Annotated in this window: 20 protein-coding genes; 8 read left to right on the top strand and 12 right to left on the bottom strand. The window is 61.8% G+C overall.

Annotated elements, in window-relative coordinates; translation table 11 throughout:
* Positions 1 to 50 precede the first annotated feature (50 nt).
* The 3 genes from ACSAMW_RS02895 to ACSAMW_RS02885 all read left to right on the top strand — a co-directional run bounded on the left by ACSAMW_RS02895 (position 51) and on the right by ACSAMW_RS02885 (position 4,712).
* The gene (locus ACSAMW_RS02895) at positions 51 to 1,214 is read left to right on the top strand and encodes an MFS transporter (protein ID WP_500592579.1); all 1,164 of its coding nucleotides are present in this window, start codon (positions 51 to 53) and stop codon (positions 1,212 to 1,214) included.
* 520 nt (positions 1,215 to 1,734) lie between these two features.
* On the top strand, positions 1,735 to 1,974 hold the full coding sequence (locus ACSAMW_RS02890) for a hypothetical protein (protein ID WP_500593954.1): 240 nt from the start codon (positions 1,735 to 1,737) through the stop codon (positions 1,972 to 1,974).
* Complete coding sequence (locus ACSAMW_RS02885; protein ID WP_500592578.1) at positions 1,971 to 4,712, top strand: beta-glucosidase; 2,742 nt, start codon at positions 1,971 to 1,973, stop codon at positions 4,710 to 4,712. The genes ACSAMW_RS02890 and ACSAMW_RS02885 overlap by 4 nt, the downstream gene beginning before the upstream one ends.
* Positions 4,713 to 4,879: 167 nt before the next feature.
* Here ACSAMW_RS02885 and ACSAMW_RS02880 read toward each other — a convergent pair whose 3' ends face one another.
* The 5 genes from ACSAMW_RS02880 to ACSAMW_RS02860 all read right to left on the bottom strand — a co-directional run bounded on the left by ACSAMW_RS02880 (position 4,880) and on the right by ACSAMW_RS02860 (position 10,240).
* Positions 4,880 to 5,533 (bottom strand): TetR/AcrR family transcriptional regulator, encoded by a 654-nt coding sequence (locus ACSAMW_RS02880; protein ID WP_500592577.1) that lies wholly within the window; start codon positions 5,531 to 5,533, stop codon positions 4,880 to 4,882.
* A 9-nt stretch (positions 5,534 to 5,542) separates the two neighbouring features.
* Positions 5,543 to 6,895 carry an MATE family efflux transporter gene (locus ACSAMW_RS02875; RefSeq protein ID WP_500592576.1) on the bottom strand — a complete coding sequence of 451 codons (1,353 nt, stop codon included), beginning with the start codon at positions 6,893 to 6,895 and terminating at the stop codon, positions 5,543 to 5,545.
* 144 nt (positions 6,896 to 7,039) lie between these two features.
* Complete coding sequence (locus tag ACSAMW_RS02870; protein WP_500592575.1) at positions 7,040 to 8,206, bottom strand: glycerate kinase; 1,167 nt, start codon at positions 8,204 to 8,206, stop codon at positions 7,040 to 7,042.
* Between the two features lie 54 nt (positions 8,207 to 8,260).
* Positions 8,261 to 9,433, bottom strand: coding sequence for a PAS domain-containing sensor histidine kinase (locus tag ACSAMW_RS02865; protein ID WP_500592574.1), 1,173 nt, complete (start codon positions 9,431 to 9,433; stop codon positions 8,261 to 8,263).
* Positions 9,434 to 10,240 (bottom strand): alpha/beta fold hydrolase, encoded by an 807-nt coding sequence (locus tag ACSAMW_RS02860; protein WP_500592573.1) that lies wholly within the window; start codon positions 10,238 to 10,240, stop codon positions 9,434 to 9,436.
* 247 nt (positions 10,241 to 10,487) lie between these two features.
* On the opposite strand from ACSAMW_RS02860, the gene yghU reads away from it, so the two are divergent.
* Positions 10,488 to 11,330, top strand: coding sequence for a glutathione-dependent disulfide-bond oxidoreductase (yghU, locus tag ACSAMW_RS02855; RefSeq protein ID WP_500592572.1), 843 nt, complete (start codon positions 10,488 to 10,490; stop codon positions 11,328 to 11,330).
* 57 nt (positions 11,331 to 11,387) lie between these two features.
* Here yghU and ACSAMW_RS02850 read toward each other — a convergent pair whose 3' ends face one another.
* The 3 genes from ACSAMW_RS02850 to ACSAMW_RS02840 form a co-directional block, all read right to left on the bottom strand.
* Complete coding sequence (locus ACSAMW_RS02850; RefSeq protein ID WP_500593953.1) at positions 11,388 to 12,161, bottom strand: ABC transporter ATP-binding protein; 774 nt, start codon at positions 12,159 to 12,161, stop codon at positions 11,388 to 11,390.
* A gap of 103 nt (positions 12,162 to 12,264) precedes the next feature.
* Positions 12,265 to 12,867 carry a hypothetical protein gene (locus tag ACSAMW_RS02845; RefSeq protein ID WP_500592571.1) on the bottom strand — a complete coding sequence of 201 codons (603 nt, stop codon included), beginning with the start codon at positions 12,865 to 12,867 and terminating at the stop codon, positions 12,265 to 12,267.
* Between the two features lie 79 nt (positions 12,868 to 12,946).
* On the bottom strand, positions 12,947 to 13,234 hold the full coding sequence (locus tag ACSAMW_RS02840) for a DUF2845 domain-containing protein (protein WP_500593952.1): 288 nt from the start codon (positions 13,232 to 13,234) through the stop codon (positions 12,947 to 12,949).
* A 148-nt stretch (positions 13,235 to 13,382) separates the two neighbouring features.
* Between ACSAMW_RS02840 and ACSAMW_RS02835 the strand changes: the two genes are divergently transcribed.
* Positions 13,383 to 14,327: a DNA/RNA non-specific endonuclease gene (locus tag ACSAMW_RS02835; RefSeq protein WP_500592570.1), complete on the top strand. Its 945-nt coding sequence runs from the start codon at positions 13,383 to 13,385 to the stop codon at positions 14,325 to 14,327.
* Positions 14,328 to 14,358: 31 nt separating this feature from the next.
* On the opposite strand, the gene ACSAMW_RS02830 is transcribed toward ACSAMW_RS02835, so the two are convergent.
* From ACSAMW_RS02830 to ACSAMW_RS02820, 3 genes are all read right to left on the bottom strand, one after another.
* Positions 14,359 to 15,504: an HPP family protein gene (locus ACSAMW_RS02830; protein ID WP_500592569.1), complete on the bottom strand. Its 1,146-nt coding sequence runs from the start codon at positions 15,502 to 15,504 to the stop codon at positions 14,359 to 14,361.
* A 107-nt stretch (positions 15,505 to 15,611) separates the two neighbouring features.
* Entirely contained in the window at positions 15,612 to 16,577 is a 966-nt protein-coding gene (locus tag ACSAMW_RS02825) for a methyltransferase (RefSeq protein ID WP_500592568.1), read from the bottom strand.
* Positions 16,574 to 17,989, bottom strand: a complete 1,416-nt coding sequence (locus ACSAMW_RS02820; RefSeq protein ID WP_500592567.1) for an iron-containing redox enzyme family protein — start codon at positions 17,987 to 17,989, stop codon at positions 16,574 to 16,576. Before ACSAMW_RS02820 ends, ACSAMW_RS02825 begins: the two co-directional genes overlap by 4 nt.
* 194 nt (positions 17,990 to 18,183) lie before the next feature.
* Between ACSAMW_RS02820 and ACSAMW_RS02815 the strand changes: the two genes are divergently transcribed.
* Entirely contained in the window at positions 18,184 to 18,615 is a 432-nt protein-coding gene (locus ACSAMW_RS02815; protein WP_500592566.1) for a hypothetical protein, read from the top strand.
* A gap of 8 nt (positions 18,616 to 18,623) precedes the next feature.
* Here ACSAMW_RS02815 and ACSAMW_RS02810 read toward each other — a convergent pair whose 3' ends face one another.
* The gene (locus tag ACSAMW_RS02810; protein ID WP_500593951.1) at positions 18,624 to 19,901 is read right to left on the bottom strand and encodes a sigma-54 interaction domain-containing protein; all 1,278 of its coding nucleotides are present in this window, start codon (positions 19,899 to 19,901) and stop codon (positions 18,624 to 18,626) included.
* A gap of 205 nt (positions 19,902 to 20,106) precedes the next feature.
* Here ACSAMW_RS02810 and ACSAMW_RS02805 point away from each other — a divergent pair, with 205 nt between their 5' ends.
* Entirely contained in the window at positions 20,107 to 20,994 is an 888-nt protein-coding gene (locus tag ACSAMW_RS02805; protein ID WP_500592565.1) for an MBL fold metallo-hydrolase, read from the top strand.
* Positions 20,991 to 21,800: a sulfite exporter TauE/SafE family protein gene (locus ACSAMW_RS02800; RefSeq protein WP_500592564.1), complete on the top strand. Its 810-nt coding sequence runs from the start codon at positions 20,991 to 20,993 to the stop codon at positions 21,798 to 21,800. Before ACSAMW_RS02805 ends, ACSAMW_RS02800 begins: the two co-directional genes overlap by 4 nt.
* Positions 21,801 to 21,816: the final 16 nt, after the last annotated feature.

The raw sequence follows: 21,816 nt of genomic DNA, 5'->3' as shown, positions 1-21,816 counted from the left end.
TCTTAGCCAAAGATTACCGTAGCTCAATTCCTCTCAACGGGTGATGGCCTATGGACCCCTACTGGCAACGCAACCTGTGGGTGTGCGTATTCGGCTCGTTTACCACCCTTGTGGCCATGACCCTGCTGCTGCCTTTTCTACCCCTGTACGTAGAGCATCTGGGCATTCAAGACCCTGCCGCTATCGTCCAATGGTCGGGCGCCGCCTACGCAGCCACCTTCTTTTCTGCTGCCTTCACCGCCCCGCTCTGGGGCCGCTTGGGCGACCGTTACGGGCGCAAACTGATGCTGATCCGAGCCAGCCTCGGCATGGCTGTGGCCATGGCATTGATCGGCCTAGCGCAGACCGCCTGGCAACTGGTCTTGCTACGCCTGTTAGCAGGCGTACTCGGTGGCTACGCGTCCGGGTCTACCATCCTTGTAGCCACCCAGGCGCCCAAGGCTCGATCCGGTTGGGCACTCGGCGTGCTGTCGTCCGGCATCATGGCGGGTAACCTGGCCGGCCCGTTGCTGGGCGGCGCCCTGCCCCCGCTGATCGGCATTCGCAACACCTTTTTCTTCTGTGGTGCTGCCATTTTCGTGGCCTTTCTGGCCACGGCGTTTCTGCTCAAGGAATCACCCGCGCAGCGAGCCGCCGCAAGACAGGCCTCCACGCCACCGGTGGTGCTCAACCACCAGGTGGTCACGCTGCTGGCCACGGCAGCGGCGCTGATGTTCGCCACCCTGTCGATCGAGCCCATCATCACGGTGTATTTCCAGCAACTGCAGGTGAGCCAGGTCACCTGGATGGCGGGCCTGGCTATGTCTGCCGGCGCTTTGGGGAGCCTGCTGTCCACCTCATGGCTGGGGCGCCTGGCTGACCGCATAGGCCCTTGGCACGTACTCAGCGGCTGCCTTGCCGCTGCGGCACTACTGCTCATTCCCCAGGCCCTGGTCACCCAGGGCTGGCAGCTGGTGGCCCTGCGCTTTGCCATGGGCCTGGCACTGGGCGGGTTGCTGCCCTGTATTGCCAGCCTTATTCGCCACGCCGTGCCTGACCAGGTCGCGGGCCGGGTACTAGGCTACTCCACCTCGTGCCAGTACGTGGGGCAGGTACTGGGGCCGCTGGCCGGCGGCTTTGTGGGCGGCCATTACGGCATGCGGGCGGTGTTCTGGGTCACCTGCGGGATCATGGCTGCACTGGCCGCTGTTACCTGGCGCTCGCGGCCAAGGTAAACACAGACCGTCGGAATCAGCATGCTTATAAAGTTCTAAAACCGGTTTTAAACATAAATACCCTCAAACTATCCATGACGTCAAAAAACATAGTTTGATTGTTCCAACAGCGCCGAGGCCTTCTCTATAACAGTGTGGGAGCAATAAGCTTGAGGAGGATAACAGACCGCTAAACCTAATTTCAACTAGGTTTAGTGCTTGGTTTTTAATTCTAAAGATCTGCCTTAAAAAGGTTAAAAAAGTCAGCTCCACTGCACTGGACGGAAATTTTTTCCTCTAGAGTTAAAATACGCGCCTATTTAATCTTTTTTTGAGGTTGGGGTAAGGCCTAGCTATCGAGGTTTGAGAGGATTTTTCTGGAAATCTACCCTGCCCGCTTTTAATAACTTTTGCAGCCGCTGAACTTTCACTGTCATCATCGGACTCAGGCATCGGCGCAGCTATAACTTCAAGGCAGCCGCTCCTGTCTACTTCGAATACTTACCCCCTATCAATCGAGAACTTATCGATGACCAGACCCTTGCTGTCTGTTTTAAGCGCGGCACTGTTGTGCGCGCAAAGTCTTACTGTGCTGGCCGCGGGCGCTGCTACTGATGTAGCGGCCACTTCAGGCCAGGCCGTGCGCGAAGCCGTGGAAGCAAAGCGTGATCAGGCGTCTGGTGTCAGCAAGGTTGCACCTGCCAGCAAGGCCGGGCCTGCCACCGTGCTGGACGCGCCGATCGTCACCGACGATGCCCCTGCCCAGGCCCAACAACCATGACCACCCTGCCCCAGCCACTCCCGGCCTCACTTAAAAGGACGTTACCTTTGCACACCTTCAAACAGACCCTTGGTTTGAGCCTGTTGGCGCTCAGCGTAGCGCAGGCCCATGGGGCCACCGCTGTCACCCCCAAGACCGGTAACGATGTGGAAGCCCGCGTCAGCGCGGTGCTGGACAACATGAACACGGCCGAGAAAATCAACTTCACCCGTGTCGACGACGGCCATATGATCCCCAAGCTGACTAAATGGGGCATGGGCGGCACCGTAGCCTACGACTCGTCCATGGGTGTGCATGTGAACAATGCTACGTTCGGTGCGCAGTACCCCTCGCAAACGGCGCTGTCGGCAACCTGGAGCCTCAACCGAGCCAAGGAGTTCGGCTTGGCCATCGGTTATGAAACGCGCATTGCGGGCGGTCAGCAGATGCTGTCCCCAGGCCTTAACCTGTTCCGCACCCCCTTCGGCGGCCGTGCTGCGGAATATGTGAGCGGCGAAGACCCCTTCCTGGGCGCAGCACTGGCTCCCGCTATCGCAAACGGCATCCAGGCCCAAGGCATTCAGGCCGGCGGCAAGCATTTCCTCGCCAACGAGCAAGAAGCCAACCGTCACTACCTGGATGTAAAGGTGGACGAACGCACGTTGCGCGAACTGTACATGCCCGGCTTCGAATCCCTGGTCAAAAACGCCAATGTGGCGTCCATCATGTGTGGCTATAACAAGATCAATGGTGACTTCGCGTGCGAGAACCATCACCTGATCACGGATGTGCTCAAAGGTGAATGGGGCTTCCAGGGCTTCGTGATCAGCGACTTCAACTCCATCACGGACGCCTTCAAGGGCGCGTGGGCGGGCACCGACATTGATATGCCCTCAGGGCTGCAATTTACCGAAGCCAAGCTGTTGCCGTACCTGTGGAGCGGCCAGCTGACCCAGAACGTGATCGATGACAAGGTCAAGCGCAACCTGCGTGGCATGGTCAGCTACGGCTTCGATACCAAGCTGAACGCCGCGCAAACCCTGACGCACACCGAATACGGCCAGCAGGCCTCGCTGAACGTGGCTCGCGAAGCCATCGTGCTGCTGCGCAACGAAAAGACCGACGGTGCCAAACCTCTGCTGCCGCTGGCGCGTACCGCGAAAATCGCTGTTATCGGGGACCTGGCCCTGCAAGCACCGGCGTCGCCCTTCGGCACGCCCAGTTCGCCGCCCAACACCTACGTCACTGAGCTCAGTGGCTTACAGCAACTGGCCTCTAGTAGCTCGAACGTGACCTACCTGTCGCAGATGAGCCTCAACCCCAAGGCGTCGGTGTGGTACCAGCCAGCAACGGGCAAGAATGGCATCAGCAACAGCGGTGTGAAAGCCGAATACTTCGGCAATACCGAGCTGGCCGGTGACCCCGTGCTGACCCGCGTAGAGCCGGGCATCAACCTAGACTGGGCGACTAGCACGAACGTGACCAACGCAGGCACCACCGCCGTGTCCGGCTTCAGCCCCACTGCGGGGGCGTTCTCCGCCCGTTTCACCTCCAAGATCAAACCCACCGTCAGTGGCGAGCAGGTCTTCAAGGTGCGCGCAGACGGCCCATACAAGTTGTGGGTGAACGATGAGCTGGTATCGGAAAGCGATGGTGTGCCGCTGTCGTGGGACCTGCTGGACACCGTAGCCCACTCCGGCAAGACCTCGAAGCTCACTGCAGGCAAGGAGTACACGGTCAAGCTGGAATACCGTCGCACCCGTGGCGACTACATGCCCGTGCTCGGTGGCCTGACCGGCGTGCAGATGAGCTGGGCGTCGCTGCGCCCGCCGGCGGACCTGGCCAGCTATGACGCTGTGGTGATCGCGGTCGGTAACACGGCCGAATACGAAGGTGAGTCCATCGACCACGGTTTTGACCTGCCCGAGTATCAGTCGGACCTGATCACCTACGCCACCAAGGCCAACCCCAATACGGTGGTTGTGATGCACAGTGGCGGCACGCTGAACATGCAGCCGTGGGCGAACAAGGTCGGTGCTTCATTGCACGCCTGGTACCCTGGCCAGCAAGGTGGGCAGGCCTTGGCGGAAATTCTGTTCGGCAAGGTGAACCCGTCGGGCAAGCTGCCAATGACCATCGACAAGAAGATCGAGGACAACCCCAGCTACGCCTCCTATTCGGCCCCCACCCTGTACCGTGGCGATAACGCGCAAACCGAGATGACCTACAGCGAAGGGTTGTACCTGGGCTACCGGGGTTACGACAAGAAGCACGCCAAGCCGCTGTACCCGTTCGGCTATGGCTTGTCGTACACCACGTTCGACTACAGCGACCTGAAGCTGTCTACCAACGTGTTGACGCCTGGCGCCACCATCGACGTGAAGTTCACTATCACTAACAGCGGCGACAAGGCTGGCTTTGAAACGGCCCAGCTGTATGTGCAGCCGGTGACCCCTGCTGTTGATCGCCCTGAGAAAGAGTTGAAAGGCTTTACCAAGGTGTACCTGCAGCCTGGTGAGAGCAAGACGGTCAGCATCCCGGTGGACTCGCGGTCCCTGGCGTACTACGTGGACAGCACCGACAGCTGGAACGTGGACGCCGGCAAGTTCAAGATCCGCGTGGGTACGGACTCCGAGAACCTGGCGCTGGTACGTACCTTGGTTACCCTGTACCCCGAACAGTTGACCACGCGGGACAGTAACCCCCTGCCGGTGCCACTGCGCAAGGCCGTACAGGTGAGTGCTTCACAGACCTACTGATAGTGCTGCACAAGGGCGTGCACTGCGCTACCTGCTGTAGGACCGGTCGTAGCCGAAGGCGGAGGCCGGGAACAAGTTGCCACGGAGTAGCGGCCGTCCGGTTCGTCCGCTTCGCGAACGCCCACAGGTGCGCGCGTTGCCTACTGGCCTGACTCTGCCAGCGCTGTTCAACCGCTCACAGGGCGCAGGTCACGCTCCAACCGCTGAAGGTAATGGTCGAACACGGCCATTACCTTTACCTCTTTCGGACCCTTGAGCCATTGGATCTGTAACCCGTCCATTACGGAAAAAATTTCCTGCACCAGGGCTTTTACCTCTACGCCTTCGCGAATCTCCCCTTGCGCGACCAAAGACGCCAAGTGTGCCTGGGCATGCTGGTGCGTTGCCTTGAAACTGTCTCTGTACCACTGCCAGGCGGGATGCCCCTGCGGCAGGCTTTCGGTATTGAGCATGACCGAGGCGCGACATTCCTGCTCATCTTCGACACTCATGGCCATGGCCATGCGTAGAAAACGCAGATAACCGTCCAACGTTGGCTGGTTGACCATGTCGGCCAGGCGCTCCACCACCCGCTTGGACCGCCGCTCCAAAAAGGCCTGCAGCAGGGCGGTCTTGTTCGGAAAATGATGCAGCAGGCCCACGGTGGTGATGCCGGCTATTTCGGCCACATCCCGCATGGACGCCGCCAGGTAGCCGTCCCGGGCAAACACCTGGGTGGCGGCATCCAGCAAGGCAGCCCGGCGCATTTCTCCCTTGGGCGCTCGGCGTCGCTTAGGTGCCGCGGTGGGCTCGGTTGCGCTGTTAAGGTCCTTCGTTGCCATATGACTCCATCAGAGGCTTGAAGCGGATAAAGCGCGACGCGCAAAAAAGGCCTTGGCCATAAAGTGGGCTGTGGTAATGGCAACGGTAGCGACCAGTGCGTTGCCCACCCACATCCCTAGCAAGGCGCCCTTGCTGCCGTAGTACTGGCTGCCCACGTACACAGAGGGCAGCGTTCCCAAGGTGCTCCTGAGCCATGCAAAAGCCGCCACCCACCACGGTCGCCCCATGGTGAGGAACATGGACAGCGCGATGAAATCCAGGCCAACGCCAATCCATAACCCCGCACCCGCCCGGCAGAAGGCGTTGAGCAGTTGCTGTGCGTCCGGCGGCAGCTCGAATAGGTGATTCAACAAGGGGGCCGCCACGGCCAGCCCCGCCCAGACGGCCAAACCATAGAGGATCACCAGCCGGCGTGTAAAGGCGATGGCCCTTGCGGCCCTGTCGTCTCGGCGCGCCGCAAGGTTTTGGGCTAGCACCGGGGACAGGGCATTGGGTAGTGCGAAATACAAGCAGTAGCTGAACTGCAGCAAGCGATCGATCACGGCCATGGCTGCTAGCGCCGGGGCACCGAAGGTAGCCAGTGTCATCAGCAAGTAAGTGATCGACAGTGGGGTCGCCAGGTTACCCAGCATGGCAGGCAGCCCCAGGCCTACTACCCGGCGGGTATGGAGCATCAACAGCCTGGGCCGGACGCTGAATGACAGGCCGATACGCGTGGCCACCCCGTACACCCCTGCCCCGCAGGCTACTACGGCTGCCAGCGCGTAGGTCATGGCCGCGCCGTCCAGCCCCAGGCCCAACCCGAAGATCAACACAGGGTCGGCAATGGCCAGGACCAAGGCGCCCGTCAGCACCACGCCCATGCCCAGGCGGCTATGGCCGTGCGCCCGTAACAGCTGCGCACACAGTTGCATCACGCTATTGAAGACCGTGGCGGGCACCGCCAGCCCGACAAACAGGCGCCCGGCCTGCAACACGGCCGGGTCGGCACCCAACCAGAGCGCTGCGGGCCGAGCCAATGCCAGTTCGACCACTGCTACCCCGGTCGACAATGACACCGTCATGATCAGCATATGGGTAGCCAGCCTGGCGTGGCTGGCGGCCCTATGACGCCCAACCCGAGCTGACATGAGCGCACCGCAGGCCACCACGAGGCCAGAGACCAGGCTGCTGTTGATAAAGATGAGGGTTTTACCGATGCCCACTGCCGCCAGTGCCACAGGGTCGTGCAGCTGCGCCACGTAGGCGAGCGTGAGTATGTCCACGGCAAACAGGGCCAGCAGGCTCAAGGCCGTGGTGGTGCACATACGCACCATATGGGTACGGATGGGCCCCTCGGTAAAGTGAGCACGCGGCGTCATCGGGCGGGGTTCACAGGTTAGGCTTCGTGGGCAGGTTGCGGGCCAGGTGGTGGCTATCGGCTAGCACCGCAGGCGAGTGGGCGCTAGGGTAAGGGCCGGGAACCCGCTACGCAAGACCGGCAGCGCCCTAGCCCGATCATTGGCCTATGCCTTGCCTGTACCGCCGTTCGACGCCATTGCCGTGCCAAGCCTCAGCATACGGGCCATATCCCCAGCCCGCTCACGTAACAGCCTGGCGGTGTCCCGGCAGGCGTCTTCCAGGGTCATCGGGCCGGACACCAAAGAAAACGCCGCCGTGATGCCCTGTTCATAAAGGTCGGTATACCCGCTGCCCAGGGTACCCGCCAGCACCAGCACCGGGATGCCGTGTTGTGAGGCCAACCGCGCCACGCCAAGCGGTGTCTTGCCCCTGAGGGTTTGCGCATCGAAGCAGCCTTCGCCCGTGATCACCAGGTGAGCACCCTGAAGGTGCTCGGCCAGGCGTGTGAGCGCGGCCACTACCTCTACACCGGGCCGAATGCTTGCGCCCAAGTACGCCATGGCGGCGAAGCCAGTGCCTCCGGCGGCGCCTGCACCGGGTGTATGGCGCAGCTCTGAGCCAAGCGTGGCCGCCGTGAGGTCGGCATAGTGGCTCAGGGCCTGTTCCAGGCCTGCTTGCTGAGCCGGGCTGGCCCCCTTTTGCGCGCCGAAGGTATAGGTGGCACCGTGGGGGCCGCACAGGGGGTTGTCTACATCTGCGGCGACCTCGAACCTTACCCCTGCCAGGCGCTTGTCCCAACCGCTCAGGTCAATCTGTGCCAAATTCTGTAAGGCCAGCCCCCCGTGTGGCAAAGGGTTGCCCTGAGCATCCAGGAACCGGGCGCCCAAGGCTTCCAGCAGGCCACGGCCCCCATCATTGGTTGCACTGCCGCCCACCGTTAACACCACGTGGGTAGCGCCGTCGTCCAGCGCCCGCTTGATGAGCTCGCCCGTGCCGCGCGTGGTGCTGGCACAGGCGTCCCGCTGCTGCCGGGGCACCTGCTGCAAGCCGCTGGCCTCGGCCAGCTCGATAAGTGCGGTACGGGTCGCCGCCAGCCACCCCCACCTGGCCGTCAAGGGTTGCCCCAGAGGGCCTGTCACCAGGCATTGCCGTTGCTCGCCGCCTGCCGCTGCCAGCACTGCCGACAATGTTCCCTCCCCGCCATCGGCCATGGGGCACAGCACACAGTGGGCCTCAGGAAACACATCCCGTATGCCGTCCGCAATGGCTTGCGCCACCTCAGCGGCGCCCAGGCTGTCTTTGAAGGCGTCAGGGGCTATCACACATTTCATGGCAGGGATTCCTTGCAAAAGGACCAAGCGATAGCCAGGGGCAGGGCCACCGACTTAAGCGTCTCGCTTCGCTGGCCAGCGGGCCAGAAACGTTGTGCCTGCGTCAAGGGTAGACGCCATCTGGATGTCGCCCTCGTGAGCCCTGACGATTTCGCGCACGATGAACAAGCCCAGCCCTACGCTGCGTGCATCGCCACCTTTGACGCCACGGGACATGGCCTCGAACAGGGACCCATGCAGGGCTTCGGGGATAGGGGCGCCCCAGTTGTGGACCGAGAGGCGCAGGTCAGTGTTTGTAACAGCCGTACGCACTGTAATAAGGCCTTCAGGTATCCCGTAGGCCACGCTGTTGGCCACCAAGTTACCGACCAGTTGCCGTATGCGGTCACTGTCGAACAGGCTGGTAGCAGTGCCGTGGGTAACGTGTTCAAACCGAGCGCCAGGGAAGGCCACCCGCAGCTCGTCCAGGGAACCGGCCACTACCTGGTGCAGGTCGTTGCTTTCAACGGTCAGGCGAATGCCTTTGCCTACACGGATGAGGGTAAAGTCTAGAAAATCCCGGATCAGCCGGTCTGCTCGCCCCGCTGCTTGGGTAATGAGCTGTGCCAGCGCATGCCGCCGCGCCTGCCCCGGCGAACGCCTCAGCAAGTCGCCAGCCATAAGGATGGCGCTGAGCGGGGTCTTCAGGTCATGGCTGGCGATGGCGACCATGTGCTCGGCGAATTCGGCGCGGTCCTGAGCCCGCTCATAGGCTGCCTGCAACTCGCTTTGTGCATCGCGCAGGGCCGCTTCCACCGCCGTTTTGGCCTGTAAGGCGTCTTCGGCCAGTTTGCGGGCGTGAAGTATTTCACGCTCGTACCGGTCGCGGTCAGCCAGTTCGAACAGGGCCAAGTGGTGGAAGTACTCACCTTCGGTCTCGCGGCGCACACCGTTGAGCAGCACCACCACTCGGCTTCCATGGCGTGTCAGCATTTCCAGCTTCACCTCACGGGCCGAGCCTTGCATGCGCATCAGGGGTAGCCAGTGGGTCTGGTGAAACATTTTGCCACCCACCGTCAGCAGGTCTTGAAAGCGGCGGCCGAGCAGCGCCGGTTCGTCATAACCCAGCCAGGTGCAGAAGGTCTCATTGGCACGTACCACTTCACCGTTGTCACGGGTGAGTATCAGCCCACACGCGGCTGACTCGAACAGCACGTCTTCGGTGATGTGTTCAGCAAGCACGGCCATTTACAGGAAAGACCTCGCGCGCAGGAAGGTATCCATGGCCTGTGCACAGGCCGGTGCAGCACTCAGGTGAGGGCAATGGCCCACATTGTCGATCAGGCACAACGTACTGTTAGGCATTACGCGGTGGAGGTAGTCCCCCACCGGCGGCGGGGCAATGATGTCTTCGGCTGATTGCAGGATCAACGTAGGTGTTGCCAGCCCTTGCACGTCAGCGCGGTTATCGGACAGGAACGTCACCCGGGCAAACTGCTTGGCAATGTCAGGGTCGGTGCGGCAAAAGGCATCGGTCAGCTCTTCGCTCAGGGCCGGTTGGCCGGGTGCACCCATGATCACTGGCGCCATGCTGCGGGACCAACCCAGGTAGTTGCTGTCAAGGGTCTCGAACAGCGCTTCAATGTCAGTCATGTCGAAGCCCCCCTGATAGTCGCCTTCATTGAGGTAACAGGGTGAGGGACCGACCATGATATGCCCGGCAATCTGGCCAGGGGCTGCACGGTCTGCCAGTACACCGATCATGGCGCTGACCGAATGCCCTACCGTGACGACCGGGCCACGCCCGTACTGGGCGATCAGTGCGTTAAGGTCCGCGGCGTAGCCGCCCAGGGTGCTGTAGCGTGCCGGGTCGTAGGCGCAGAGGTCTGAGCCACCCGCCCCCATCAGGTCGTAGGTGACCACGCGGCAGCGGCCCGTAAATAAGGGGGCCAGTTGGCGCCACATGCTCTGGTCGCAGCCAAAGCCATGGGAAAAAACAAGGGTTACAGGCCCTTCGCCCTCCACCAGGACATTGTGCCGACGTTCGAGAGTCATGCTGGCTCCTTTGCGAAGACCCGAGTGTGAGGTGTAGCGTAGCGCGGCACAATACGAAGCGGTGAAACGACGCGGAAAAAAAACATCAGTACAGGCGGTGAGTCCTCACACCTGGCGGCGCCTCACAGGCCGCTACCCAAGGGTGTACCTTTTGTGAAATTCTCGCCTGGGCGCAACGGGCGTAGAACGAACGGGCCGGTAGCGCGGCCTAAACCCTCACCGTTCACCTATTGCCGGAGATGATTGCATGAGCGACAGCGCCTACGTCCCACCCAAGGTCTGGACCCCTGAGGCCCCGTCCGGTGGCCACTTTGCCAGTATCAATCGCCCGGTTGCCGGCCCTACCCATGACAAGGTTTTGCCCAAAGGCCAGCACCCGTTTCAGCTCTACTCCCTGGCCACGCCCAACGGTGTAAAGGTCTCGGTGCTGTTTGAGGAATTGCTGGCTTCGGGCCACACCGGCGCGGAATACGACGCCTGGCCGATCCGCATTTCCGAGGGTGATCAGTTTTCCAGCGGTTTTGTGGACGTGAACCCCAACTCCAAGATTCCAGCTCTGATGGACTACAGCGGCGACACGCCCATTCGCCTGTTCGAGTCCGGTTCCATCCTGTTGCACCTGGCAGAGAAATTCGGGGCCTTTTTGCCCACGGACACCGCCAGCCGGGCCGAGACGCTGAACTGGTTGTTCTGGCAGATGGGCGCCGCGCCCTACCTGGGCGGCGGGTTTGGCCACTTCTACGCCTACGCGCCAGAAAAACTGCAATACCCCATTGACCGTTTCACCATGGAAGCCAAGCGTCAGCTGGATGTGTTAAACCGCTGCCTGGCTGAGCGGCCCTACCTGGCCGGTGACACCTACACCATTGCCGACATTGCCGTGTGGCCCTGGTACGGCGAACTGGTGCGCGGCAACCTGTATTCGGCGGCTGAGTTCCTTGCGGTGCACGAGTACACCCATGTGGTGCGTTGGGCCAACGAGATCGCCGAACGCCCGGCGGTCAAGCGCGGGCGGCGTGTGAACCGCCTGTGGGGTGACGAGCGCGAGCAACAAGCAGAACGGCATACGGCCACTGACCTGGATCGGTAGCTGTCGTTAGGTAAGGCTTCAGCTTGTTCCCTGGCTTCGCCAGGTCCAACACAGGTTTCAGGCGTGCCAGCAGCGATACCAACCGTCCTGCTGGCTCACCCGTAGCTCGATCTGGTACAGGTCAGACAACCGCTCGCTGGTCAGCACCTCCGCCTTGTTGCCGTCTGCCACGATACGCCCCTTATCCAGCAGCACCACCCGCTCGATCTCTGGAATGATTTCATCCAGGTGGTGGGTGGTGATAATCATGGCGTGCTCCGGCCCGCAGAACCGCCGCAGCAGGTTGAGCATGGCCAGGCTAGCGCCCATGTCCAGGCCATTGGCAGGCTCGTCGAGAATCAGCGCCTTGGGCTGATGCACCAGGGCTCGGGCCAGCAGCAAACGACGGCGTTGGCCGGTAGACAAGCGTTGGAACATGGTGTGCTCATGCCCTGTCATTTCCACCTGGCCCAGCAGCGCCAGCGCTTCGCTACGCTGCGCCTCAGTGGGCTGCAAGTGCCCGTGGGCGCCGATGGCACCAAAGAAACCCGACGTGACAACGTCCAGGGCAAGGGTTTGCGGGGTGTAATCGTCTTGCAGGTCCTGGGACACGAAGCCCAGCTTGCTGCGGTGCTCCCAGAGGTTCACGTGCTGCTTGCCGAACAGTTTCAGGTGGCTACCTTCCCGGTCCAGCGGATACAGCTCGCGGGTAATCAGTTTGAGCAAAGTGCTCTTGCCAGCGCCATTGGGGCCGAGAATGGCCACCTTTTCCCCAGCGCCAATGTGCAGGGAAAAGCCCTCCAGCACTCGGGTCTGCTGCTGGTAGGCGGTGACGTTATGAAAATCTATCATCAGGTGCATGTCACTTGAGGCTACGGAGGGCTTTGACCTTAGGGGCATGGCGGGTCGTTGTTCAAGTAAAGAATGGGCCCAGGTATTCGAACTACCCGCAGTGCTACATGGGCGGCACCAGCCCATCCTTGCCCACCATCACCGATTGGGCCACTGCACTGCCTTGGTCATCGGGTGCAGCGGTGACGATAATATGAGCGCCTGCCTTCAGCGCTGTGGCGTCGGCAGGGTCAATACGGACGATGGGTACCCCGTCTGGCACCACCACGGTTTTCTCGCCTTCCGGGTAGCTCACCGTCAGGCGCTGACCATCGGCTGCTTTCAGCGTGCCCACCGTGCCGTTGGTCATGGTCGCCTTGTTGCCATCTGCCCCCTCCCAAGGCCGATGGCCGGCCCCGCTCCCACGTAGGGCGGGGGCGAATACATGGACTTCCAATGCCTTGAGCGTACCGTCCGGCTGTACCACCGCCGCCGTGCCTATGTAGCTGTCCGGGGCAATGTCCTTGGGTGAGGCAATGGCTACGCTGCGCCATGCGGTTTTTGGCGTCAGCGCGATATTCAAAGGCTGGCCTGTGGTGGTGGTCATTTCCACATGGTGAGCATCGAAGGCCGTTAGCGTTCCGCGTACCCGCTCCGTCATGCCTGGCGGTGCATCGGCCAGGGTGGCGGTCGAAACCAGCAGTGCAAGCAAAGGGATCAGGCGCATAGAGGTTCTCAGGCGGCAGGCGGGGTTAGCTACACTGTAGCTGCCAGCGGTTGGAACGCCCAGCGTAGCGACAGCCGGGTCAACCGCGGTCGCCCGTAATGCTCACCAGTTCATCGCCTTCGAATTTCAGGTAATGGTACATCCCTGAGTCGGGGCCATAGGTCCAGAGTTCGGTGGGCAGCTCTACCCACCTGCCGTAGCCTGCCTTGATACGGACGGCGCCAGTCGCCGCACGGCTTGCCGGCTCGCCGCATTTGCGCAGTACTTCAGCCATGCCGTCATGCACGGAAATCAGGGCGCTGTTGCACCGCAGGGTGTCGTCGGCCTGAACCAAGGCGGCCGCCGTGAGCATCAGGCAGCCGGTCATGTAGGCAATGGTGTTCAAAGGGCACCCTAGTATCGATGGTCAAGCGGCCATATTACCTGCTTGCAGCCACGCCTCCCAGACGATGCCATCAGGCTGTAATACACCTATGCTGGAGTAGTCCATCGCCCCGCTCAAAAGGAACGTGCTCGTGGCCGACCGCTCACCGCCTACCCTGCTCGATTACCGCCCTCGCCTGGCTGACCTTCGCCCGCTGCGCAGTCAGGCCGCGCTCACCACGTTGCCAGGTGCCCGTGCCACACCTGTAATCACACCGGCCTCAGGCCTGCAGGGGCGAACGGGCTACAACGAAGGATTTCTAGGTGGCTTCCAAGTGCCTTGGCCGACGGTCAGCGAGGCACTGGCCACCACGGTATATGGGCTAGACAACGGCGAAACGCGCCTGGACTACACGCATTTTTCGGTCACCATGAGCACCCGCCGCATTGCGTTGTGCGTGGGGGTTAACATCGATGGCAATGCTCATGTGGAGGTGCCGCGAACGCAGGATACCTGGGCCTACGATGGCCGCTTGCCCGTGAGTGCCCAGGCCGGTGATGAACTGTACGCGGGCAATGGCCTGGACCGCGGCCACTTGGTGCGCCGACAGGACCCAAACTGGGGCGATGACGCCCAGGTCGCCAACCGGGATACCTTCCACTTCACCAATTGCTCGCCACAAATGAGCGCGTTCAATCAGAAAACATGGCTTGAACTGGAAGACTACATCCTGGACAACACCCAGCGCTGGAAGGCGCGAGCCTCCGTGTTTTCGGGCCCCGTGCTGAGGGACAGCGACCGGGTGTACCGGGGTGTGAAAATCCCTCAGGCGTTCTGGAAGGTGGTGGCGTACCTGGGCGACGACGGCACGCCATCGGCCAGTGCCTACCTCATCGACCAACGCCGTGAGTTAGAGGACCTGGACCTGGTATTCGGCCCCGTGCGCACGTACCGGTGCAGTGTGGCCAGCCTGGAAACTTTGACCGGCCTGCGGTTCGGCTCGCTGGCTAACTACGACGGCTTCAGCAATGAGGAGCAAGCGACCGGCACCCGCATCCAGGCATTGGTCACAGGGCCGGAAAGCCTGCGGCTCTAGGCACCTGTATGCAGCCACTGACAGCACTGGCTCAAGCGCGAACCGCCGTGTACAGCGCACGCACCAGGTCGGATTGGGTAATGATCCCAACCAGGCGCTGCGATTCGTCGATGATAGGAATGTGCCGGTGGCCGTTCTCAGAGAACACAGGTACTAGGTCGATCAGCAAGCGATCGTAGCTGGCGACCCGTACGGTGCGTGTCATGATCTGGCCCACCTGCCTGACCTGCACGGGCTGAGGACGAACCAGCGCACGCAGGCGCTGGCCCAAGCCTTCATGCACCTCCAGGTCGATCTGGCGCATGAAATCAGCCACGGTCACGATCCCAAGCACGTGCTGGCGGCTATCCACCACGGGAAGCGCCTTGATGCGATGCTTGCGTACTACCGCCCAGGCCTCAGCCAACGTCATGTCCACCCGCGCGGTCAAGGGCGTAGCCGTCATGACATCGGCGCACCGCACATGGCCCAAGGTACGCTGGTAGGTCATGGACTCGACCTGCTCAAGCAAGGTTTGCAGGTCATCGGTGCTGATATCCAGCAGCTCGTTATGCCGAGCCAGCACGGCATCCAGGTCGGCACGATGCAAGCGTGTGGCCTCGCTGATAGGAGCTGGGCGAGGCACATGGGGCCATGAACGCCCCATTAAGTTGTTGTAGAGCAACCCGCTGCCCATTAGCAGCAGGGAGTCCAATAGCACTGGGCTTATTGCAAAGGAAAAACGGTCGCAGCCCATCAATACCATCAACAGGGCTGACGCACCGCCGGGGGGATGCAAGCAGCGAAAGGCAAACATCACACCCATGGCTAACCCTACCGCCAACCCAGCGGCCAGTGAGGCATCGGGTATGCACTTGAAACAGGCGATGCCTACTAGGGCCGACAAGGTATTGCCGCCCACCACTGACCAAGGTTGTGCTAAAGGGCTGGACGGTACGGCAAACACCAGCACCGCGCTGGCACCCAGCGGGGCCACCAGCGCCAAGGATAATAGGCTGTGCTGGTGAGCCAGCAGGCCCTCAACCCAGGCCGCCGCCAGTAGCGCCACCACCAGTGTGCCCAAGGTTGCGCCCAGGCTGGCTCGGCATTTTTCACGCAGGCTAATGGGTTGGCGGGAGGGCCAGAAAGCGCTTACAGCGCCGATGATGCGACGGTAGAAGGAAGAACGGACAGGCATGTGCGAGGCAGTACGATTAAGAGCAGGGCGGTAAGTGTAAGGCGTATGACGGAGGGTGTGCCGGACGTTTCGCGGTGTGCGTGCCGTGAACCCTCCTCCTTCGCCATTCAGGCGGCGTTGACGGTGAGCAGGACCACCGCGATGCGTTCAGCCGTGGCGTAGCCTTCCAGCTCCAAATCTTCGCCAAACACGTCCGGGTCTAGTTCTTCGTATTGCCATTTACCGTTGAAACCCTGAAGCACCTCACGGGCCCCGGCCAGGAAAGGATCCTCGCCATCTACGATAGCGACGCCGGTGTAAAGCAGCAGCGTGCCCCCGCCCGACAGCCGTGGAACAGCTTCAGCCAGTATCCTCAATGATAATGCGCTACCCAGCCCGGTTCCGCCGTCCCGATAGGCACGGCCTTTTGGGTCCTGCATGTAGGGTGGGTTGGCAGTAATCAGGTCAAACATCCCCTCCACTTCACGCAGCACGTTGCTCTCGACAGCCTGAAGGTTGGTTGCACCGGCCAGGGCGGCATTAAGGGCGGTAATCCGCAATGCTTTGGGGTTGATGTCCGTGCCCCACACCTGGGCCTGGGGGCAGGCTTTGGCTATGACTAAGGCCCCTGCACCGCTACCACAACCAATGTCTACCGCGCGGCGAGGCTTCTGTGTGCTGCTCGAAAGGTGTGCTTCAATGGCGCGGGCGAACCGGTAGGTGTCTGGGCCAAAGAAGACGGCGTCGGGGGCATCGGTCGGATAGCCGGAGTGGAACAGCCGATTGCCCCCCAGGCTGGAGCAGCGCCATTGGCTGCGGTAGACGCTAGATGCATCCTCTACAAGGGCGCCTTCTTCGACCAAGGCTTTCAGCAATCCAGGCGGCAACAGGTCCGCCTTGAAAGGGCGGTTCCAGCCAAAGGCACCGCGCAAGTCATGCGCAGTACCTGGCAGGCGGTCAAGGTTGCGCTGATGGGTCAACGGCGTGGGCGTAATGAAGTGATAGCGGTGCTTGGCCAGGTGGGCGCCGAGCGCGGCCAAGGCCGAATCCAAGCGCGCTCCGGGTAGCGTCTGGAAAGTTTCAGCCACGGTCATCGCGTAATCCCCGACTCACCCGCCATTTCCCGCACGAACAGTCGCGTTGCATAAAGGCCTGCCGGCGTGGCGTGGTGCTGCGGCGCAAGGAACGGCAGCAAACGTTCGAGCCTCGGCGTTGGGCCTGCCTGTGCCAGTGCAGCTTGTACCTCGGCCCGTTCTTCTACACTTGGCCCGCCGGCCTGGGCCAGTGACGTGGCCAAAGGGTGTTGCCGGAACTTGAGCCGGAAGGGGTTATCGGCACCTCGCCGCTGCGCGGTTTCAGGCGTGTAGCCATCGGCAATCCAGTCTGCAATCAATTGCTTTTCATAGCCGCTGAATACGCCAAACATCGCAGCGCCTGGCCCTTCGATCAGCTGCCAGAACCGGCTTTCGGCCGGGTCTGCCTTACGCTTGATCCAGCCTTTACGCTCCAGCGCGCCTAGGAAGGCCCGAATACCGTCTGGCTCTGCCAGCCACTGGTTCACAGTACGGCCTTCAATCTTGCAGTAGTCGGAGTGCATGTGCTGGGCGAAGGCTTGCTTGCGCTCAAGCATTGCCACCAGTTCTTCTTCAAGGTCAAACGCCGCAATGGTAGACGCCGTGCCGCTACCCAGTTCATTAAGCTGGTAGCCAGCCCGTACCCTTTGCATAAAGCGTTCACGGTCCATGACCGGCAACAGCTCGTATACGCTTTGCGCGGCTTTCTGGGCATGGCCAGTGCTGGCATTGTCGATGGTCACATGAAGCGTGAAGTAGTAAGGGTCGATGCCCAGCTCATTAAGCTCGAACGAGGTGATCAGCAGGTGCAGGGGCAGTTGCTCATAGCCCAGATTGAAGCCGATGATTTCTGGAAGCAGGTCCTTTCCCAACGCACCCAGTGCCAGCTGGATGGCCCCCTGAACGTAATAGCTGTCTTCCAGGTCGCCCTGCGGCTCGCATTCAAGGTCTGCGATCAGCTTGCGGTACAACACCACGTGGTTCTGGGCCGGCTCACCGTCCCCCAGTTCTTCCAGGTAGGTACGGATCAACCCGTGGTAACGACCGTCTGCCCAGTGCGCTAGCGTGCCATACAACCACGCACCATCGACCAGCTTGGTGGGAGCCACCGAGCGCAGAAAGAACAATGCATGGGACCGATTGCTGAAGAACCGACGAGGCGCGCCTTCGTGGCGGCCCTGTAGGTACGCTGCGTACTGCTCTGCCACCTCAGCGGCGTTCCGCGCCACCCACTGCTCCAGCTGGTCTACCTGCTCTGGCATCCCGCCGGGTACCTGAGCGGCTTCTTCCAGCCGCTCATGAAGGTACTCCCAGGCAGCGCCAAGGGTGTCCGCGCCGGGCCGGTACATCAGCGCCTGATAAAGGTCCCGGGCCGGTGTGGTGACAGATACAAGCTGGGCGCTCGAGCGGGCAAGGTTTTGCAAGGCAGTCATAGAGCAACTCGAAGACGTTTTGTAGTGCACGTTTGAACCTCGCCTGCTCCACAAATTCCTTTGCTGTGCGCCATCATAGATGAATGGGCGCCGCCACAGTGCACAGGTACCCCCCTCTCGTACGCCAAGCCGACCCTTCAAGCCCCGCATTCTGCTAAGATAGCAGCCTTTGAACACGACCCTCCGGAGGCCCCTTGGCTGCGCTCGAAACCCCTACTGCCGACCTGTTTGACGTAGACAAGCGCTTGTCGCTCAAACCCGTGGCTGATTTCAACGCGTACCTGCGCAATGCCTTTGGAGAAGGCGCTTGCACTTGCATTCGTTGCAAGGACAGCGGCGGCTTCGATGCCGGCTATACCCAGCCACATACGTTCGTTTTTGGGGGCGTTCAAGTACACCGTCGCTTTGCGTCAACCAGCGCGAGTGATGTGTTATTGGCACTCAAGAAAGCCTGGCTGTCCTACACCAAGAACGAATTGCCCCCCACCGGTGAGCTGGACGTCAATGCGGTTCAGGGATTTGTTGAGCCTGGGCTGCACGAGCGCTTGGTGCCGCTGCTGGTGGCCAGCGGGCTGGTGACCTCGCGGGACGGCGTGCTGCTGCTGAACACACCGGTGGAGTTCTGACCCGGCCTTTACAGGCCCATGTGTTTCAACCGTCGGTATAAGGTTCGCTCACTCAGCCCTACATGAGCAGCCAGTGCCTTGCGCGAGCCGTTGAAGCTGGCCAAGGCCAGGCGTAGCGCCTCTTGATCGTTGTGCTGTGCCGGGGCCGGGAGCGCCGTGGAGTCGGTGGGCAGGTCACGTCGGCGTATCACCCCATCACTGGCCAGCAACTGCGCACGTTCTAGTACATTGCGCAGTTCGCGGATATTGCCTGGGTAGGGGTAAGCGCACAGCCAGGCCATGGCGTCTGGCGCTACCTGCCAATGCTCAGCGTGGGCACCGCGGCGCAACAGGCTTTCAATCAGCAGCGGCAGGTCTTCTACCCGCTCTCGCAGTGCTGGCAGCCGTAAGGTGAAGGCATTGATCCGATAATAGAGGTCCTGCCTGAAGGTGCCTGCATTGACCATCTCGCCCAGCGGCCTGTGGGTGGCGGCTACCAGGCGAAAGTCCGAATGAAGGGTGCGCACGCCGCCTACCGGCCGAAAACTGCCTGATTCGATCAGCCGCAGCAGCTTGGCTTGGGTAGCCAAAGGCACCTCGGCAATTTCATCCAGGAACAGCGTGCCCCCATGGGCAGATTCCGCCAGCCCTGCCTTACGCTGGTTGGCGCCGGTAAATGCGCCCTTTTCATGGCCAAACAGCTCGCTTTCAAACAAGGTTTCGCTCAAACCGGTGCAGTCGACCACCACCAGCGGGCCGTGGGCCCTGGGGCTGGCCGCATGCAGGGCGCGGGCAAACAGCTCTTTGCCGGTGCCTGATTCGCCTTGCAGCAATACAGGTATCTGCGAAGGGGCTGCCCGCTCAAGGTCAGCCAGTGCCTGCTGAAAGCTGGGTGCCCGCCCCACCAACCCTTGGCCGCTGGGTTGAGCGGAGGCTACGGCCAAGGAGCGCAGGCGCTCTACATACCCCAGTACCTCGCCCTGCGGGCCTAGCAAAGGGCGTAGCTCCACGTCCACATGCTCTGGCCCGCGGGGGGTATGGTGAACGTGGAGGACACGCTCGGGCAGGCCAGTGTCCCGCGCCTTGCGCATGGGGCAGTGTTCACCGGCGCGGTCGCAGGGCACGCTGTAGCCATGGGACACCTGATGGCAAGTTTGGCCGAGCGGTGCCATGCCTCGCTCACCGAATTGCCGGCGGTAGGCGCTATTGGCGGCGACAATACGATAGTCCGGGGCCAGCACAATCGCAGGCTGCGAGTCATGCTCAAGATAGGCGCCCAAGGCAAGGGGGTCGAAAGTGGCCAACAGGGGCTCCGGGTGTACCAAAGTGAGCGGATATACTGCCACTGCCTGCCAAACACTGCCACCGACTGCCACCCAATGGCAGTGCCGCTGGGCACGTTTTGGTGATAAGCGAGGGATTGCGAGGGTTCAACATCGTGTGATGTCCTGGCACGGATCTTGACAGCCCCAGGCGTCTGCTAACGCCTTTCAGCAGCGCCGGAGTGTTGTAATGAATAACCTGAGCACCGCTATCTACCGTGTCGAACCCTTCTTCGACCCGGCTACCTCAACCTTGAGTTACCTGTTATTCGATCCGACCACCTCAGCATGTGCGCTAATAGATGCAGTGCTTGACTACGATGCCCCTACGGCCACCACCTCTACCCACAGCGCGGACCAGATGATCGCCCGTGTGCACGAACTGAATGCGCGGGTGGAATGGGTACTGGAAACCCATGTCCACGCCGACCATTTGTCTGCGGCCACCTACCTCAAGCAGGCAGTGGGTGGGCAGATAGGCATCGGTGCGTCCATCACAGCCATGCAGGCAACCTTCAGCCCGTGGTTTGGTGAGCCGAACGGCGAGGCCTTCGACCATCTGTTCACCGACGGCGAAGCTTTCACCGTAGGGGCGATACCGGTGCAGGTGATCGCCACGCCAGGGCATACCGCGGGCTGTGTGAGCTACCTGGTCGCGGCCCCGGACGCCCCGGCAGTATTTGTAGGCGACACCCTGTTCAGCCCGGACCATGGCACAGCCCGGTGCGATTTTCCCGGCGGCGATGCCCAGGCCCTCTATCAGTCCATCCAGCGCCTGCTGTGCCTGCCCGAAAAGACGCACCTGCTGCTGTGCCATGACTACCGGCCTGGCGGTCGTGAGCTGGTATGGCACACCACGGTGGCGGAGCAGCGCGCCAACAATGTTCAGGTGCATACGGGCGTGACCGAGGCGCAGTTCGTGAGCCGGCGCCGGGCACGCGATCGCCAATTGACGATGCCGGCGTTAATGCTGCCGGCGGTGCAGGTCAACCTGCGCGCAGGCCAGCTGCCGCCCGCCGATGCCCAGGGTGTGCACTACCTGCGTATCCCGTTGAATCAACTTAAGGGCCCGCAGTGAACCCGGATCTGCTAACGCCTTTGAGTGGGGTGTTGGGCGCTGCTGCGGGCCTGATGCTGGGGTTGACTGGCGCAGGGGGCGGCGTACTGGCCTTACCCCTGTTAGTGCTAGGGCTGGGGCTGAGTATTCCCAGTGCCGCGCCCATTGCCTTGCTTGCCATCGGCTTGTCCTCGGCCATCGGTGCCCTTCTAGGGCTGCGTCAAGGTATCGTGCGCTACCGGGCCGCCGGGCTGATCGGCGCGTGCGGCATCGTGACCGCGCCCTTGGGTGTATGGCTCAGCCACAGGCTACCGGCTGTACCTCTGGCGGTGTGCTTTGCTGCTGTACAGGCTTGGGTGAGTGTCCGGTTGTGGCGCGGCGCGGGCACCGTCCCCAGGTTCCAGTCACCCTGCCCTTGCCGGCTGGATGCCAGCAGCGGTCGCCTGCACTGGACACCCTCTTGCGCCAAGGCGCTGGCCAGTACGGGTGCGCTGGCAGGGCTGCTGTCCGGCTTGTTAGGGGTAGGCGGAGGTTTTGTTATCGTCCCCGCCCTCAAGCGCTACACCGACCTTCAGATGAACAGCCTGGTAGCCACGTCCCTGGCCGTCATTGCCCTGGTGGCGCTCGTCACAGGTGGCGCAAACCTTGTTGCCGGGCTGGCTAATGTGCAGGTTGCGATACCCTTCGCCGGAGGCGCTGCCACAGGGCTGGTGATAGGCCGCTTGCTCGCCCCCTACCTGGGCGGTGTGGTACTGCAACGGGCCTTTGCCCTAGTGGGCCTGTTAGCGGCGGTTGCGCTGCTGGTACGCAGCCATGTGCTGGGCTGATAAGGCCGTATATCGG

The sequence above is a fragment of the Pseudomonas sp. AB39(2026) genome, assembly GCF_059831485.1.
Note: the sequence above shows the minus strand (reverse complement) of the source record. Positions and strands in the feature narration are given on the sequence as shown.

Coding starts and splice junctions, on each gene's coding strand:
- ACSAMW_RS02895 (WP_500592579.1), top strand. CDS start 51: ATGGACCCCTACTGGCAACGCAACCTGTGGGTGTGCGTATTCGGCTCG.
- ACSAMW_RS02885 (WP_500592578.1), top strand. CDS start 1,971: ATGACCACCCTGCCCCAGCCACTCCCGGCCTCACTTAAAAGGACGTTA.
- ACSAMW_RS02880 (WP_500592577.1), bottom strand. CDS start 5,533: ATGGCAACGAAGGACCTTAACAGCGCAACCGAGCCCACCGCGGCACCT.
- ACSAMW_RS02875 (WP_500592576.1), bottom strand. CDS start 6,895: ATGACGCCGCGTGCTCACTTTACCGAGGGGCCCATCCGTACCCATATG.
- ACSAMW_RS02870 (WP_500592575.1), bottom strand. CDS start 8,206: ATGAAATGTGTGATAGCCCCTGACGCCTTCAAAGACAGCCTGGGCGCC.
- ACSAMW_RS02865 (WP_500592574.1), bottom strand. CDS start 9,433: ATGGCCGTGCTTGCTGAACACATCACCGAAGACGTGCTGTTCGAGTCA.
- ACSAMW_RS02860 (WP_500592573.1), bottom strand. CDS start 10,240: ATGACTCTCGAACGTCGGCACAATGTCCTGGTGGAGGGCGAAGGGCCT.
- yghU (WP_500592572.1), top strand. CDS start 10,488: ATGAGCGACAGCGCCTACGTCCCACCCAAGGTCTGGACCCCTGAGGCC.
- ACSAMW_RS02850 (WP_500593953.1), bottom strand. CDS start 12,161: ATGATAGATTTTCATAACGTCACCGCCTACCAGCAGCAGACCCGAGTG.
- ACSAMW_RS02845 (WP_500592571.1), bottom strand. CDS start 12,867: ATGCGCCTGATCCCTTTGCTTGCACTGCTGGTTTCGACCGCCACCCTG.
- ACSAMW_RS02840 (WP_500593952.1), bottom strand. CDS start 13,234: ATGACCGGCTGCCTGATGCTCACGGCGGCCGCCTTGGTTCAGGCCGAC.
- ACSAMW_RS02830 (WP_500592569.1), bottom strand. CDS start 15,504: ATGCCTGTCCGTTCTTCCTTCTACCGTCGCATCATCGGCGCTGTAAGC.
- ACSAMW_RS02825 (WP_500592568.1), bottom strand. CDS start 16,577: ATGACCGTGGCTGAAACTTTCCAGACGCTACCCGGAGCGCGCTTGGAT.
- ACSAMW_RS02820 (WP_500592567.1), bottom strand. CDS start 17,989: ATGACTGCCTTGCAAAACCTTGCCCGCTCGAGCGCCCAGCTTGTATCT.
- ACSAMW_RS02805 (WP_500592565.1), top strand. CDS start 20,107: ATGAATAACCTGAGCACCGCTATCTACCGTGTCGAACCCTTCTTCGAC.